Origin of the sequence: Stenotrophomonas sp. SAM-B, assembly GCF_013387485.1 — a bacterium.
Taxonomy (GTDB): domain Bacteria; phylum Pseudomonadota; class Gammaproteobacteria; order Xanthomonadales; family Xanthomonadaceae; genus Stenotrophomonas; species Stenotrophomonas maltophilia_AA.
The window spans coordinates 16,752-32,194 of sequence record NZ_JABBXB010000003.1; the positions used below are offsets into that span (position 1 = coordinate 16,752).

Below are 15,443 nucleotides of genomic sequence, written 5' to 3' on the forward strand. Positions count from 1 at the left end.
GCATGACGTACTGACGCTCGTCTCCGCCGCGCGGCATCTGCGTTTGTTTTCTCATAGGCGACCGACCCATTGTCGAGGGGCTGGGGTGTGTGGGTTGGCGGGACCATGAGCGCCATGGATGGCGCGACATGAGCCTCCATGGATGGATTCACGGCGTGTCCCGCGAACCCACACACCCCCGCCCCAGCCTGCAGAATCTTAGGGCCGCTCTCCTCCAAAGCGCGCGGGAACCGGGAGTCGGGAGGCGGGGAGTCGGCAGCAGCCCATAACAAAAACGGCCCGCTTGCGCGGGCCGTCTGCTGTGGCCTCAGGGCAGGAGGGCTTAGACCTCCACGCCCTCGTCTTCCTTGTACGCATCGACCGGGATGCAGGCGCACATCACGTTCTTGTCGCCGTAGACGTTGTCCACGCGCGCCACCGGCGGCCAGTACTTCTGCTGGCGCAGGCTGGCCAGCGGGAAGGCCGCCAGTTCGCGCGGGTAGGCATGGGCCCACTCGCTGGCCGAGACCGCCGTGGCGGTGTGCGGGGCGTGCTTGAGCGGGTTGTCCTCGCGATCCAGGCGGCCGTCTTCGATCGCGGCGATTTCCTCGCGGATCTGGATCATCGCGTTGATGAAGCGATCCAGCTCGTGCAGCGATTCGCTTTCGGTCGGTTCCACCATCAGCGTGCCGGCGACCGGGAAGCTCAGGGTCGGGGCGTGGAAGCCGAAGTCGATCAGGCGCTTGGCCACGTCCTCGGCGCCGATGCCGGAGGTCTTCTCCAGCGGACGCACGTCCAGGATGCACTCGTGTGCCACCAGCCCGTTGCGGCCGGTGTACAGCGTCTTGAAGTGCGGGGCCAGGCGCTTGGCTATGTAGTTGGCGTTGAGCAGCGCGACCTGGGTCGCCTTGCGCAGGCCGGCGGTGCCCATCAGCGTGATGTACATCCAGCTGATCGGCAGGATCGAGGCGCTGCCGAAGCTGGCCGCGCTGACCATGCCGACATCGCCTTCGCCGCCCAGCACCTTCGGCAGGAACGGGGCGAGGTGCGACTTGACCGCGCACGGGCCGACGCCCGGGCCGCCGCCGCCGTGCGGGATGCAGAAGGTCTTGTGCAGGTTCAGGTGCGACACGTCCGAGCCCCACTTGCCGGGCTTGGCCACGCCGACCAGGGCGTTCATGTTGGCGCCGTCGGTGTACACCTGGCCGCCGTGCTTGTGCACGATCTCGCAGATGTCCACCACCTCTTCCTCGAACACGCCATGCGTGGACGGGTAGGTGATCATCAGCGCGGCCAGGCGGTCGCTGTACTTCTCCGCATTGACGCGGATGTCGTCCAGATCGACGTTGCCGTTGGCATCGGTCTTGGTCACCACGACCTTCATGCCGCACATCTGCGCGGAGGCCGGGTTGGTGCCGTGCGCCGAATCCGGGATCAGGCAGACGTCGCGGTGGCCTTCGCCGCGCGAGCGGTGGTAGGCGCGGATCGCCAGCAGGCCGGCGTATTCGCCCTGCGCGCCGGAGTTCGGCTGCAGGCTGACCGCGTCGTAGCCGGTGCACTCGACCAGCATCGCTTCGAGGCCGTCGATCAGTTCCTTGTAGCCGGTGGCCTGGTCGGCCGGGGCCAGCGGATGGATGTTGGCGAACTCCGGCCAGGTCACCGGGATCATCTCGGCGGTGGCGTTGAGCTTCATGGTGCAGCTGCCCAGCGGGATCATGGTGCGATCCATGGCCAAGTCCTTGTCCGCCAGCGAACGCAGGTAACGCAGCAGTTCGTGTTCGCTGTGGTGGGTGTTGAACACCGGGTGGGTCAGGAAGGCGCTGGTGCGCACCAGATCGGCCGGCAGCGCATCGGCGGTGGCCGCATCCAGTGCGTCCACGTCGACGGTCGCACCGAACAGCTGGCCGAGCGCGACGATGTCGGCGCGGGTGGCGGTTTCATCCAGGCTGATGCCGACCGCATCGCTGTCGATCGCGCGCAGATTGATGCGCGCCGCGGCGGCCTTGGCGTGGATCGCCTTGGCGTCGATGTCCTTGACGTGCAGGGTGTCGAAGAAGTGCTCGCCCACGTTGACGCCGGCGCTGCGCAGGGCAGCGGCCAGGATCGCGGCCAGGCGGTGGGTGCGGCGGGCGATGCGGGTCAGGCCTTCCGGACCGTGGTACACGGCATACATCGAGGCCATCACCGCCAGCAGCACCTGGGCGGTACAGATGTTGGAGGTCGCCTTCTCGCGGCGGATGTGCTGCTCGCGGGTCTGCAGGGTCAGGCGGTAGGCGGCATTGCCCTGCGCATCGACCGAGACGCCGATCAGGCGGCCCGGCATCGAGCGCTTGTACGCATCGCGGCAGGCCATGAAGGCGGCGTGCGGGCCACCGAAGCCGAATGGCACGCCGAAGCGCTGCGAGTTGCCGACCACGATGTCCGCGCCCCATTCGCCGGGGGCGGCGATCAGGGTCAGCGCCAGCAGGTCGGTCGCCACCGCGACCAGGCCGCCGCGCGCGTGCACGGCATCGGCCAGCGCCTTGTAGTCGCCGATATGGCCGAAGGTATCCGGGTACTGCAGCAGCACGCCGTAAGCCTCGGCTTCCATCGCCTCGGCCGGGGTGCCCACGCGCAGCACGATGCCCATCGGCTCGGCGCGGGTGCGCAGCAGTTCCAGCGTCTGCGGGTGCACGGCGTCGTGCACGAAGAAGGTGTCGGACTTCGACCTGGCCGAGCGCTTGGCCAGCGTCATCGCTTCAGCGGCGGCGGTGGCTTCATCCAGCAGCGAGGCGTTGGCGATCTCCATGCCGGTCAGGTCGGCGCACAGGGTCTGGAAGTTGATCAGCGCTTCCATGCGGCCCTGCGAGATCTCGGCCTGGTACGGGGTGTAGGCGGTGTACCACGCCGGGTTTTCCAGCACGTTGCGCAGGATGACGTTCGGGGTCAGCGTGCCGTAGTAGCCCTGGCCGATGAAGGTGCGGAACACCTGGTTCTTGTCGGCGATGGCGCGGATCTTGGCCAGTGCCTGCACTTCGGTCAGCGACTCGGGCAGGTCCAGCGGTGCCGGCGACTTGATCCCGGCCGGGACGATCGCATCGGTCAGCGCGTCCAGCGAGGCGTGGCCGACCACGTCGAGCATCTGCGCGATTTCGGCGTCGTTGGGGCCGATGTGGCGTTCGACGAACGCGTGGCTGTGTTCAAGCTCGCGCAGGGAGGGGGTGTTCTGGGACATGGCTGGCATCTCGGAGAGTGGGCACGCACGTTCGGAAGGCGGTCGGGCCAGGGCGCGTCGCGGGCGACAGCGATCCACCGGACCTTGCGGTCTTCCTGGGTGCCCCTCTGTCCTTTTGCCTGAGAGTTTAAAAGCGCGCATCTGCGTGCTTCGTGCCCCTTCGGCGCCGGCATTCGCCGGTCTCTCCAGAGTTTTGATGCGGGTGGTATCGGGCCTGAGCGATTACGGGCGTTGCGCCTTCGGCAGCGGGTGTCCGCTTCTCCCACCATGTAGCCCGGCGATTATAGCCCAGCGCTTTCGGCCGCTGGGCCTTTCCAGCACATGAATACGGGGCCGTCCGGACCCCGGAAACGTGCCCCCGGGCATGGTGCCGGGCGCGGCAAAGGCCTATGATCGCTGGATCCTCGTATTCATCTGGCGCCGCCCGTACCGGGCTGGCGCCCGCCGCGCATTGCGCACGGCCGCTGACGGAAGCCCGCATGACGCCCGCCTCACCCTCGACCCGCCGCCTGGCCCTGCTGCTCGCAGGCCTGGCGATGTTCGGTCCGTTCTCGATCGACACCATTTTCCCGGCCTTCCTGCTGCTGGGTGACCGCATGCAGGTGGACCAGGTCGCGGTGCAGCAGACCATCAGCGTGTACCTGCTGTTCTACGGCCTGATGAGCCTGGCGCACGGCCCCCTCTCGGATGCGTTCGGCCGCCGGCGGGTGATCATCGGCGGGCTGGTGCTGTTCATCGGCGCCTCGATTGGTTGTGCGCTGTCGCGCGACATGACCACGCTGCTGCTGTTCCGCGCGCTGCAGGGCGTGACCGCCGGTGTCGGCGTGATCGTCGGCCGCGCGGTGATCCGTGATCTGTACCACGGTGCCGATGCGCAGCGATTGATGAGCCAGGTCTCGATGATCTTCGGTGTCGCGCCGGCGATCGCGCCGATCATCGGTGGCTGGATCCTGCTGGGCGGCGGCGACTGGCCGTTGATCTTCTGGTTCCTGGTGCTGTTCGGCGTGGTGCTGCTGCTGGCCACCAGCAAATGGCTGCCCGAAACCCACCCGGTGGAAGCACGCACGCCGCTGTCGATGCGCGAACTGCTGCGCAGCTACGCGCGCATGGGGTCCAACCCGCGCCTGCTGCGCCTGGCCGCGGCCGGTGCGTTCAATTTCTCCGGCATCTTCCTGTACATCGCCTCGGCGCCGGTGTTCGTGATGCAGCACTTGCAACTGGGCGAGGGCGGCTTTGCGTGGCTGTTCATTCCGACCATCGGCGGCATGACCGTGGGCTCGTTCCTGTCCGGTCGCATGGCCGGGCGGATCGTGCCGCAGCGACAGATCGCGATCGGCTTCGCGCTGTGCGCGGTCTCGGCGCTGCTGAACTTCGGCTACGTGGTGTCGGTGCCGCAGATCGCATTGCCGTGGGCGGTGATGCCGATCTTCCTGGGCGGTGTCGGCATGGCGCTGATCTTCCCGATCCTGGCGCTGGCCGTGCTGGACATGTATCCGCATCAGCGCGGCTTGGCCTCGTCCATGCAGATGTTCATCCAGCTGATGATCAACACGGTGGTGGCCGGCGTGGTCTCGCCGATGCTCAGCAGCAGCCCCCTGCATCTGGCCCTGGGCTACGCGGCGTTCTTCGCCATCGGTGGCAGTTTCTGGTACTGGGAGCGGCACGCCGAGCGCCGCCGTGAAGTACTGACGCCCATCGAGTGACCCCCCTGCCGCACAGGCCCGCCAGGGGCCGTGCGGTATCCTTGGCGCTTTGACGCAGTCCGGATTTTCCCATGTCGACCACCTCCAAACTGCGCCGCGACATCCGCCGGCGCCGCGAAACCCAGGCCGCCAACCGCGAGCAGGCCACCGCCACGCCGGTTGAGCCGCATGCCGAACTGCGCGACCAGCAGCGCACGCTGCTGGCCGGCATCGTCCGCCGGGACGGCGAGTGGGTGCTGGGCATGGATGGTCGCATCGCCGGCCAGACGCCGAGCGCGGCGCGGGTGCTGGCCCTGATCATGCAGGCCGCCGAACTGCACGAACGCCAGGGAACGCCGGTGCGCCTGGTGTATTCGGATGCACTGAAGGACGCCGCGCATGCCGAGGCGAAAGCGGACGGCATGGATTTCGAGCAGTTCAAGGTCGAGCTGGCGGCAGCCTTGAAACCGAAGTCATAACGCCGCGCCCTGCGCGGATGCGTTGCGTGGCCGTGCCTGTCCCCCGGCTGCAGCCCCCGATGTGCGCATAAAAAAAACCGGCCTTGCGGCCGGTTTTTCGTTTTACCGCTGTCGCCGGGAGGGCCCCGGCGGCAGCCGTTACGGTGCCTTGGGGGCCACCGGTGCAGCCGCGGCCGTCGGAGCCTGCCAGCCACACATCTGGCCCTGGTTCTGCTGCTTGAGCCACTCGTTGACCGGGGTGAAGTATTCGATCATCGGGCCGGCATCGAGCTTGTCGCCGCCGGTGATTTCCTTCAGCGTGGCCTGCCACGGCTGGCTGGCGCCCTTGCTCAGCATCGCCCAGAACTTCTGCCCGGCTTCCTTGTTGCCGTAGAAGCTGCACTGGTGCAGCGGGCCCTTGTAGCCGGACGCATCGCACAGGCCCTTGTAGAACTGGAACTGCAGGATGCGCGCCAGGAAGTAGCGGGTGTACGGGGTGTTGCCTGGCACGTGGTACTTGGCACCCGCGTCGAAGAACTCCTCACCGCGCGCGCTGGCCGGGGCCACGCCCTGGTACTTGGCCTTCAGGTCCCACCAGGCCTGGTTGTAATGGTCCGGGGTGATCGAACCGTCGAACACGCCCCAGCGCCAGCGGTCGATCATCAGGCCGAACGGCAGGAACGACACACCGCTCAGGGCCATGCGCATCTGCGCGTTGATGGTCGCCTCGCGGCTTTCCTGCGGCGTGTCGACCAGGCCGATCGAGTTGAGGTACTGCGGCGTCATCGCGAGCACGATGGTATCGCCGATGGCTTCGTGGAAGCCGTCGTTGGCGCCACCCTGGAACAACGGCGGCAGCGGGTTGTAGGCCAGGTCGTAATAGATATGGCCCAGCTCGTGGTAGATCGTGGTGAAGTTCTCTTCGTTGGGCTTGATGCACATCTTGGTGCGCACGTCGCCGTCCATGTTCATGTCCCACGCGCTGGCGTGGCAGACCACATCACGATCCAGCGGCTTGATGAACTGGGTCTTGTCCCAGTACGACTTCGGCAGAGCCGGCATGCCGAGCGAGACGTAGAAGTCCTGCGCGCGCTCGGTCATCTGCTTGGCGGTGCGCAGTTCGGCCTCACGCTGCGCCTTGTACAGCGCCTCCACGTTCGCGCCGCTGCCGGCCTTGGCCAGCGCGCCGCTGAGGTTGGTCTGGTACTGCTTTTCCAGTGCGGCGGTGATGTCCAGGTTGCCGGCGCCGGGGTACGGTTCCAGCTGGTCCCACAGGTTGGACCAGTCCTGCTGCCACATGTTGCCGGTCAGGTGCGCGGCGATCAGGCCGCCGTTGACCTCGGCTTTGTCCTTGCCGTAGGTGGCGTCGAGCTTGGTACGTGCATAGCAGTGCAGCTGCTCGTACATCGGCTTGACCTGGTCCCACAGGCGGTCGGTTTCCGGTCCGATCTGGTCGGCGGGCATGTCGTAGCCGCTGCGCCACATCTGGCCGGCGTCGGCGAAGCCCATTTCCTTGGCGCCTTCATTGACCAGGCTGACGAAGCGTTCGTAATCGGCGCGCATCGGCTTGGTGGTGCCGTGCCAGCCCTGCCAGGCGTCGAGCTGCGTGTCGTAGTCGCGGCTGCGGGCGAGCACCTGCTCCAGGTCGCCGAGCTGGCGGCAGGTCTGCGGGTTGGCTTCGTCGGTGCAGTACTTGCCGGAGCCGTAGGCGCCTTCCATGCGGCTGGCGATGCGGGTCAGCTCGGAGAGCTTGGCCGGGTCGCGCGGGGCGGGCATGGAGGTCATCAGCTTGAGCAGGTGGATCTGGCGCTTGGTGTCTTCGCTCATGGGCTGGCCGTCGTACTGGCCGGCCTGGGTGATCCAGCCGTTGAGGACGGTAAGCCAGCGTTCGTTGGCCTTGGCCGCGACGCGCTCGGAATCGTCATTGATGTAGGTGGAGGAGAGCCACTGCGCCGAGGTCATTTCCGGGTACATGGCCTTGTACTCGGCGTTGACGCGGGCGATGAACTGGTCCGCGGTTTCCTTGGACTGGGTGGCGCCCGCAGCCGGTGCATCGGCGGGGGACGGTTCCTTCTGGCAGGCCGCCAGCGTCAGTGCGGCAGCACTGACTGCCAGGGCCAGCAGGAGCGGGCGGTGGTTCACGGGCACATCCTTGGGTGGTGACAGACCGGCGAAGGCTAGTGAAGCGCCGGGCGCACCGCAAGGGGCAGGGCAGCAGGGGCCCCCACACCGCCCCGTCGACAGTGGGCCGGTGCGCATGGAAACCGCCTTGTCATCCCTCGCATGCCGCGAACAGATCCCGGTCACGTTCATACACCGACGTCTTGACCTGCATCAGCCCGAGGACCGACGGGAACAGATTGTCGTGGTCGGTGTACTTGCCCGCGCGCTCCCGCACGCAGGCCAGGTTGAGCCCACGGTTGGCGGCGAAGGACGGCGAGAACCACATCGTCATCGGTACGCGGGTCTGTTCCTGCGGCGCGATCGCGTACGGCACGCCGTGCAGGTACAGACCCTTCTCGCCCAGCGACTCGCCGTGATCGGAGAGGTAGATCATCGCGGTGTCGTAGTCGTCCATGCCCTTGAGGGTGCCGATCGTGCGCGAGAGCAGGTGATCGGTGTACAGCAGCGCGTTGTCGTAACTGTTGGTGATCTGCTGGCGGCTGCACTTGCCGAGGTCCGGTGTATCGCAGGTGGGGGTGAAGCGGCGGAAGCGTACCGGATAGCGTTCGAAGTAGCTTGGCCCGTGGTTGCCCAGCTGATGCAGCACCACCACGCGGTCGCCGGGTCTGGCGCGGACCTGGGCGGCGAGGTCGTCGATCAGGATTTCATCCATGCAGCGCCCGTTGGTGCACAGGGGCGGGTGCTTGGCATCGTCCAGTGCCTGCATCTCCAGGCCCTCGCAGACGCCCTTGCAACCGGACTGGTTGTCGCGCCACAACGTGGCGATGCCGGCGTGGTCCAGCACGTGCAGCAGCGACTGGTGCGCGCGGATCTTCTTCTCGTCGTAGTCGTGGCGGCCGTAGGGCGAGAACAGGCAGGGCAGCGAGACTTCGGTGCTGGTGCCGCATGAATGCATGTCGGGGAAGTTGATCACCCCGGCCTGGGCCAGTTCCGGCGTGGTCTGCCTGGTGTAGCCGTTGAGCCCCCAGTTCTGCGCGCGCGCGGTTTCACCCATGACGATCACCAGCAGGCGCGGGCGGCTGCCGGCGGCACGCGGGGGCGCCTTGGCATCCATGCCGATCGGCAGCTTGGGGGCGCGCTGGATCGGATTGTCACCGCGCAGTGCCTTGGGCAGGCCGAGCAGGACGTTGCCGGGCGTGGCCAGGTAGCGCACTTCGCGTTGGTTGCGCATCAGCGACGACATTTCCTGGAAGGACAGCATCGCCCCGCCGAAGGCGATCAACGCCGAGAGCAGCAGAAAACCGATACGCCACAGCAGCGCCGCGCCCAGCGTGCGCCGGCGCAGCTGCACGCGCCACAGCAGCAGCATGGGTGCGAAGGCCAACAGCAGCAACGGCAGGATCAGGGTGGGCGTGATCAGTTCCCGGCTTTCCTTGTGGTCGGTCGCCAGCACGTTGCGCAGCATGTCCGCATCCAGATAGATGTGGTAACTGCCCATGTAGTGCGCAGCCAGTGCGGTGCAGATCAGCAGCACGCTGAGGACCACTTTGGCATTCCAACGCCAGACCAGCAGCCCCATCAGCAGGCTGTGCGCGCCGACCAGGAACAGGAACAGCGAGAGTGCGAATCCAATGCTGCCCGGGTGGGTCGCCATCGCGCTGTGCCAGAACAGGCCGTTGCAGGCGACCGCGAAGAACACGCTGGTGAGCAGGATCAGGGTCTCGGTGGTGCACTGCGGGCGCCAGGCGCGCAGGGTGGCCAGCGCCGGGAAGCGTGTAGCACGCGGGAGGGCGGCGCTCATGCCATGTCTCCCTGTGCACTGACGGGCGCCGCGCTGCGTTCGAGCACGCGGATGCGTTCCACCAGCAGGTACAGGGCCAGCGACACCGCCCAGCAGGTGGCCAGCGTCCACAGATCATGTGAGAGGAAATGCGCGCCACGCAGTTGCTGCGAGACCCCGAACACGCCGCCGGCCAGCAGGCCGACCGCGAGGCCGCGCCAGCGCCAGGCGGGGCGCACCATCAGGGCGAAGAAGTACAGGCTGATCCATGCAAAGCCTGCGCTGGAGTGCCCGCCAGGGAAGCACACCCCGCGCGGCATGCCCGGTGGGCGTGTGGCGAAGAGGCCGATGAACTCGCGGGTGCCGCCGTAGCGGGTCAGATCCCACGGGCAGTCCATGTTGGTGAATGACTTGAGCAGCGAGACCAGACCGGTGCCCAGCGCGACCGCCAGCACCAGGTACAGCAGCGGCCAGCGCCACTCGGCCGCACGCTCGCTGCGCCACGCGTGGAAGCACAGCACGATCGCCACGAGCGCCGCCACACTGCTGGCCCATTTGCCGGCCTGATGGATCAGATGCGTGGTGAACCAGGCGTTCTGCAGCGCCCACTGCTGGCCTTCCAGGCGATACCACTGGTCGGCCAGCCACTGGTCGCCCCCGGCGCCCATCAGCACCGCACTGGCGAGCAGGGTCAACGCCAGCGGAGCCCAGAGATGGTCGCGGAGGAAACCCGGCGTGGCCGTGGCAGCGGGCGCGGAGGAAAGAGCAACGGTGGACGCTGGGAACATGGACAAAGGGGCCGGCGGAGATTCCGGCGCCATGGTCGTCAGCGGGATGTCGGAGAGCGGTCGGAGCGATGTTGGCCGCCGGTTAAGCGCGACCGGCCGTTCAGTCTTCCTCGTCCTGCGCGGTGTCGGTCGCGGTCACCGCCGCGTGGCAGTCGGCCTGCCACGCGGTGCCCGGGAACAGCAGCCAGCGGTTGCGGTTCGCGCTGCCGATCTCGATCACGGCCGCGGGGTCCACGCAGGGACTGATCGCTTCATCCAGCACCAGCAGCCAGCGCTGCGCGGGCGCCTGCGCCAGCCACGGGCCGGCGGCCTGCCACTGCTGCTCCCACGGTGTCTTGAAACCGAAGTCGGTGACGGGGCGGTCGGCCTGCAGCAGGTTCTGCTCGCGCCAGGCGACCACGCCCAGTTCGGCCTGCGGGCCGATCCGCGCGCCCACCTGCCGCATCACGGCGGAGGCGGAGCTGTACGGATCCAGGGTCGGCATCAGTACCCAGCCATACAGATTCCAGAGCAGGAATGACGTCGCCACCACCAGCGCGCCGACACGGCGTGGCCGCCACCAGAGTGCCAAGGCCAGCAGCACCACGCCGAAGGCGAGCAGCCAGCCGCCGAGCACCGGCAGCAGGCTGTCGGGCATGGCGCGCCGTGCCAGTTGCGCATGCGCCCACGCACTGCCGTTCCAGAGCTGCAGGCCGATGTACAACCCGGCCGCGCCCAGCAGAACGACATAGGCCCATAGCAGCCAACGCAGCCCGCCACGACGCAGCAGGCCGGGCAGCAGGGGCGCGGCGGCCAGGCACAGCGCGGGCAGCATCGGGAAGATGTAGACCTCGCGCTTGCCAGGGCTGGCGCTGAAGAAGGCCAGCACCAGCAGGGCCCAGCCCAGCAGCAGCCACCAGCGCCCGTCCAGGCGCTTGAGGCGCCGCCACCATGCCGGCATCAGCGCGGGCAGCAGCAGGCTGCCGGGCAGCCACAAGGTCGCCATCACCTGCAGGTAGTACCAGGCCGGCTTTACGTGGTGCCAGGCGTTGGCGTAGCGGGTGCCGGTCTGTTTGAACAGCAGTTCACGCGCATACGCGTGCAGGGCCGGATCGGGCGAGTGCAGCAGTGCCACCCCCAACGGCGCCAGCCAGACCGCGGTGCCGAGCAGGAACGCCGGCAGCAGCCACCACAGATCGCGCGCGGTGCCCGGCGGCAGCGCCGTGGCACGGGTGCGCCAGCGCCAGAGGGCAAACGGCACCAGCACCAGCAGCGGCAGGAAGCCGACGCCCTTGGTCACCGTGCCGAGACCGGCCGCGAAGCCGGCCAGCCACAGCGCCGGCCGGTTGCGACCCTCCAGCAGGTGGCGCAGCAGCCCCCAGAGCGACAGGGTGGTCATCGCCACCAACACCATGTCGATCTGGGCCCGTTTGGCCATCAGGCCGAACTGCAGGCAACTGAACAAGGCGAGCATGGCCCACCACCCGACGCGCCGGGTCCACAGCCGCCGACCCAGATCCCAGGTCAGCCACAGGGTCAGCAGGGCAGCCAGCAGCGAGGGCACCAGGAAGGCAAGGGCCCAGCCGCCGAACAGCTGGTGGCTGGCCGCCTGCATCCACATGAAAACAGGGGGTTTTTCCGCATAGAGTTCGCTGCCGCGGTGGGGCAGCAGCCACTGGCCGGAGTCGACCATGGCACGGGCCGCCAGCACGAAACGCGGCTCATCCGGCGGCGAGGGCTGGCGCAGGCCGATGCCGGCCGCCAGCGCCACCAGCAGGGCAAGGCAGACCAGCACACGCGGCCAGCGCCGCAGGAAGAAGGATTCGGTCACGCCCAGGCTCATCGGCAAAACAGCCACTGTCTCCCCGACAGCGTAGGAAAAGCGTCGTAACCACCCCATTGCGACCGGATTCCGACATGGTTCCCGCTACCATGCGCCCAACCGGTCAAGAGAGTGTCCCATGCGGCTGCTGGTCATTGAAGACAACCGTCAGCTGGTTGCCAATCTTTTCGATTACTTCGAATCCCGGGGCCATGTGCTCGATGTCGCGCCCGACGGCGTGACCGGGCTGCACCTGGCCGTGTCGCAGCCCTATGACGCGCTGATCCTGGACTGGATGCTGCCGCGCATGGAAGGCCCGGAAGTGCTGCGACGGTTGCGCGCCGACCACGGTTCGGAAGTGCCGGTGATCATGCTGACCGCCCGCGACGAGCTGCCGGACAAGATCGCCGGTTTCCGCGCCGGCGCGGATGATTACCTGACCAAGCCGTTCGCGCTGCCGGAGCTGGAAGTGCGCCTGGAAGCATTGATGGTGCGTGCCAACGGTCGCAACCCGCGCAAGGTGCTGGAGGTGGCCGATCTCAGGCTGGATCTGGCCACGCTGGAGGCGCAGCGCGACGGCAAGCCACTGCACCTGTACCCGGCCTGCCGCAAGCTGCTGGAAGTGTTGATGCGCGCCAGCCCGGGGGCGGTCACCCGCCAGCAGCTGGAGTTCGCGCTGTGGGGCGACGAGCTGCCCGACGGCGACCTGCTGCGCTCGCATGTCTACGAGCTGCGCCGCAGCGTGGATGGCCCGTTCCAGCAGAAGCTGATCCATACCCTGCCGCGGGTGGGGTACCGCCTGGGCGTGTCGGCTGCGGACAGTTCCGATGCAGTGGCATAAGCGCGTGGCCAAGCCAGCGCCGATGCACCGGCGCATGGTGTGGTGGCTGCTGGGCTATCTGGCGCTGATCTCACTGGCGGTGTTCAGCGTGGGCAACTATGTGCATGAACACGCCGAGCACTCGGCATGGCGCGCGCTGCTCAACTCCGAGCTGGACAGCATCGTCAACCACATCGAACACGAGCCGCACTACCGGTGGCAGGATTCGGACACCCTGCGGCTGTTCTACATCAACGGCAGCCCTGCGGTGCCGGAGAGCCTGCGCACGCTGCACCCGGGCCTGCACGACGGGGTGATGGTCAATGACCGCCAGAGTGCGGTGATGATCCGTGAGACCCCGCAGCTGGGACGGCTGGCGCTGGTGCTGGACATCAACGATTTCCATGAGCTGGAACAGTTCGCCACGCGCTGGGTGTTGCTGGCCGGCGTGCTGATGATCATCGTCACGGTGCTGATGGCGTCCTTCGGCGTCGGCCGGTTGGTGCGCCCGCTGAGCTCGCTGGCCAGGCGCATCGATGAGCTGCACCCGGGTGTTCCCGGGCAGCGGGTGGAGGTGGACCCGCGTGCCAGCTCGGAGCTGTACGTCATCGCCAATGCGCTCAACGATTACCTGGCGCGCAACGAACAGTTCGTCGAGCGCGAGCGCGTCTTCATCAGCACCGCCAGCCATGAGCTGCGTACGCCGATCGCGGTGATCACCGGGGCCTCGGAGCTGGCACTCGGCCAGCCTGACATCCCTGAGCGTGCACGACAGCAGATGCAGCGCGTGCATCGCACTGCCCAGGGCGTGGAGCAGCTGATCCAGCTGCTGCTGGTGCTCGCGCGCGATCCTGCGCGGTTGGCCGCACTGGGCGAACGCATTCCCTTGGACCTGCTGGTACCGGACATCATCGAAGACCATCGTCACCTGATGGGCGACAAGGACCTGCGCATCGAGATCGATGGCCTGGCGCGGGTGGACATCATCGCGCCGCTGGGCGTGGTGCAGGCAGCGATCGGCAACCTGCTGCGCAACGCGATCGAGAACAGTGGCCGCGGCACCATCCACATCCAGGTCTCCGACCAGGCGGTGGTGACCCTGCAGGATCCGGGGCTCGGCATGAGCCCGGAAGAGATCGCGGCGGTCCACGCGCGCATGGCGCGGGGCGACCGCAACGAACAGAGCGGGATCGGCCTGGAGCTGATCGCCCGGCTCTGCGAACACCTGGGCTGGGCGCTGCAGATCCAGCCCTGCGTGCCGCGCGGAACCTGCGTGATCCTCGATCTGGGTGCTTCGCTGCCGGAGCGCAGTGACAGGGGCTCGCTGCCAGCGTCGTCACCGCCCTGATCGCTGCGCTGCAAAGTGTGGCCTCGTGAAGACAATGTTAAGCTCCGGAGGCGCCGCTCTATGCGGCGCTTTTTTTATCCCTTCGATCGACAGAGGATGGCGTGATGCCGACCGAACCCAGTACTGCCCTGATCACCAATGACATCGTCGGCCTCGGCCTGATCGCCGCCACGCTCGCCGTGATTTTCTGGGCCGCCAGCGGCCCGACGCCGTTGCTCAAGAAGGTGTTCGCCTGGGTGCCGGCGTTGCTGCTGTGTTACTTCATCCCGGCCATCTACAACACCGCCGGCCTCATCGATGGCCACAACACCTCGCTCTACAACCCGATCGCCCGTGACGTGCTGCTACCCGCCGCGCTGGTGCTGCTGACGCTCTCGATCGACCTGAAGGGCATCATGAAGCTCGGCCCGAAGCTGCTGGTGATGTTCTGCGCCGGCACGCTGGGCATCATCCTCGGCGCCATCGTGTCGTTCCAGACCATGTCCTGGATCCACCCGGCCACCGTGGCCGGTGATACCTGGAAGGGCATGGCGGCCCTGGCCGGCAGCTGGATCGGCGGCGGCGCCAACATGGTGGCGATGCGTGAAGTATTCGGCACCGATGCGACCACGTTCGGCCAGTTCGCCGTGGTCGATGTGGCCTGCGCGAGCCTGTGGATGGCGGTCCTGCTGTTCCTGGCCAACCGCGCCAAGCAGATCGATGCCCGCAGCGGGGCCGATACCCGCGCCATTGATGAGATGAAGGAGCGCATCTCGGCATACGAAGCCCAGAATGCCCGCATTCCCAGCCTGACCGACCTGATGGTGATCGTCGGTGTGGCACTGGGCGGTGTCGGCCTGGCGCATGCCATCGCGGCACCGCTGAGCGGGTGGTTCAAAGCCAACGTGAGCTGGGCCAGCCAGTTCAGCCTGGACAGCGCGTTCGTCTGGGTGGTGCTGTTGTCCACCGCGCTCGGCCTGGGCCTGAGCTTCACCCGCGCGCGGCGCCTGGAGTCGGCCGGTGCCTCGCGCCTGGGCACGCTGTTCCTGTACTTCCTGATCGCCTGCATCGGCATGCAGATGGATCTGCTCTCGCTGCTCGACCGTCCGTGGCTGTTCGCGCTCGGTGCGATCTGGATGCTCACGCACATCCTGGTGCTGTGGATCGCCGCCAAGCTGCTGCGTGCGCCGCTGTTCTTCTTCGCGATCGGCTCGCAGGGCAACATCGGTGCAGCGGCATCGGCCCCGGTGGTCGCCGCGGCATTCCACCCGTCGCTGGCCCCGGTCGGCGTGCTGCTGGGCACCGTGGGCTATGCCACCGGGACCGGGCTGGCCTATGTGACCGGCCTGATCCTGAAGTGGATGGCCGGCGCGTAGCAGGATCCTGATCGCGCGCTTCCCGGCAGCGTCCGGGACGCGCAATCCAGTAGTGCCGGCCGCTGGCCGGCTTCCCCTTCGTCAGAGTGTACTG

General features: G+C 67.5%; 10 protein-coding genes and 1 riboswitch. Of the genes, 5 read left to right on the forward strand and 5 right to left on the reverse strand.

Annotated elements, in window-relative coordinates; translation table 11 throughout:
- Positions 1-322 precede the first annotated feature (322 nt).
- Positions 323-3,202, reverse strand: coding sequence for an aminomethyl-transferring glycine dehydrogenase (gene gcvP, locus HH110_RS07770; RefSeq protein ID WP_176989170.1), 2,880 nt, complete (start codon positions 3,200-3,202; stop codon positions 323-325).
- An 88-nt stretch (positions 3,203-3,290) separates the two neighbouring features.
- Positions 3,291-3,392: riboswitch (glycine riboswitch) on the reverse strand.
- A 280-nt stretch (positions 3,393-3,672) separates the two neighbouring features.
- On the opposite strand from gcvP, the gene HH110_RS07775 reads away from it, so the two are divergent.
- Both HH110_RS07775 and HH110_RS07780 read left to right on the forward strand, forming a co-directional pair.
- Complete coding sequence (locus HH110_RS07775; RefSeq protein ID WP_176989171.1) at positions 3,673-4,896, forward strand: multidrug effflux MFS transporter; 1,224 nt, start codon at positions 3,673-3,675, stop codon at positions 4,894-4,896.
- A gap of 71 nt (positions 4,897-4,967) precedes the next feature.
- Complete coding sequence (locus HH110_RS07780) at positions 4,968-5,354, forward strand: hypothetical protein (protein ID WP_176989172.1); 387 nt, start codon at positions 4,968-4,970, stop codon at positions 5,352-5,354.
- A gap of 138 nt (positions 5,355-5,492) precedes the next feature.
- On the opposite strand, the gene HH110_RS07785 is transcribed toward HH110_RS07780, so the two are convergent.
- From HH110_RS07785 to HH110_RS07800, 4 genes are all read right to left on the reverse strand, one after another.
- On the reverse strand, positions 5,493-7,475 hold the full coding sequence (locus HH110_RS07785; protein WP_176989173.1) for a M2 family metallopeptidase: 1,983 nt from the start codon (positions 7,473-7,475) through the stop codon (positions 5,493-5,495).
- Between the two features lie 130 nt (positions 7,476-7,605).
- Positions 7,606-9,258 carry a phosphoethanolamine transferase gene (locus HH110_RS07790; protein WP_176989174.1) on the reverse strand — a complete coding sequence of 551 codons (1,653 nt, stop codon included), beginning with the start codon at positions 9,256-9,258 and terminating at the stop codon, positions 7,606-7,608.
- The gene (locus tag HH110_RS07795; RefSeq protein WP_176989175.1) at positions 9,255-10,025 is read right to left on the reverse strand and encodes a phosphatase PAP2 family protein; all 771 of its coding nucleotides are present in this window, start codon (positions 10,023-10,025) and stop codon (positions 9,255-9,257) included. The genes HH110_RS07790 and HH110_RS07795 overlap by 4 nt, the downstream gene beginning before the upstream one ends.
- Positions 10,026-10,125: 100 nt before the next feature.
- Positions 10,126-11,835 (reverse strand): glycosyltransferase family 39 protein, encoded by a 1,710-nt coding sequence (locus HH110_RS07800; protein ID WP_342589232.1) that lies wholly within the window; start codon positions 11,833-11,835, stop codon positions 10,126-10,128.
- A 130-nt stretch (positions 11,836-11,965) separates the two neighbouring features.
- On the opposite strand from HH110_RS07800, the gene HH110_RS07805 reads away from it, so the two are divergent.
- The 3 genes from HH110_RS07805 to HH110_RS07815 all read left to right on the forward strand — a co-directional run bounded on the left by HH110_RS07805 (position 11,966) and on the right by HH110_RS07815 (position 15,349).
- The gene (locus HH110_RS07805) at positions 11,966-12,667 is read left to right on the forward strand and encodes a response regulator transcription factor (protein WP_176989176.1); all 702 of its coding nucleotides are present in this window, start codon (positions 11,966-11,968) and stop codon (positions 12,665-12,667) included.
- Positions 12,654-13,994, forward strand: coding sequence for a HAMP domain-containing sensor histidine kinase (locus HH110_RS07810; protein WP_176989177.1), 1,341 nt, complete (start codon positions 12,654-12,656; stop codon positions 13,992-13,994). Before HH110_RS07805 ends, HH110_RS07810 begins: the two co-directional genes overlap by 14 nt.
- Before the next feature lie 104 nt (positions 13,995-14,098).
- Positions 14,099-15,349 (forward strand): DUF819 domain-containing protein, encoded by a 1,251-nt coding sequence (locus HH110_RS07815; protein ID WP_176989178.1) that lies wholly within the window; start codon positions 14,099-14,101, stop codon positions 15,347-15,349.
- The last annotated feature ends 94 nt before the right edge of the window (positions 15,350-15,443 follow it).

Excerpts from the sequence above, each read along its gene's own strand:
- gcvP (WP_176989170.1), bottom strand. The coding sequence starts at position 3,202 with ATGCCAGCCATGTCCCAGAACACCCCCTCCCTGCGCGAGCTTGAACAC.
- HH110_RS07775 (WP_176989171.1), top strand. The coding sequence starts at position 3,673 with ATGACGCCCGCCTCACCCTCGACCCGCCGCCTGGCCCTGCTGCTCGCA.
- HH110_RS07780 (WP_176989172.1), top strand. The coding sequence starts at position 4,968 with ATGTCGACCACCTCCAAACTGCGCCGCGACATCCGCCGGCGCCGCGAA.
- HH110_RS07790 (WP_176989174.1), bottom strand. The coding sequence starts at position 9,258 with ATGAGCGCCGCCCTCCCGCGTGCTACACGCTTCCCGGCGCTGGCCACC.
- HH110_RS07795 (WP_176989175.1), bottom strand. The coding sequence starts at position 10,025 with ATGTTCCCAGCGTCCACCGTTGCTCTTTCCTCCGCGCCCGCTGCCACG.
- HH110_RS07805 (WP_176989176.1), top strand. The coding sequence starts at position 11,966 with ATGCGGCTGCTGGTCATTGAAGACAACCGTCAGCTGGTTGCCAATCTT.
- HH110_RS07810 (WP_176989177.1), top strand. The coding sequence starts at position 12,654 with ATGCAGTGGCATAAGCGCGTGGCCAAGCCAGCGCCGATGCACCGGCGC.
- HH110_RS07815 (WP_176989178.1), top strand. The coding sequence starts at position 14,099 with ATGCCGACCGAACCCAGTACTGCCCTGATCACCAATGACATCGTCGGC.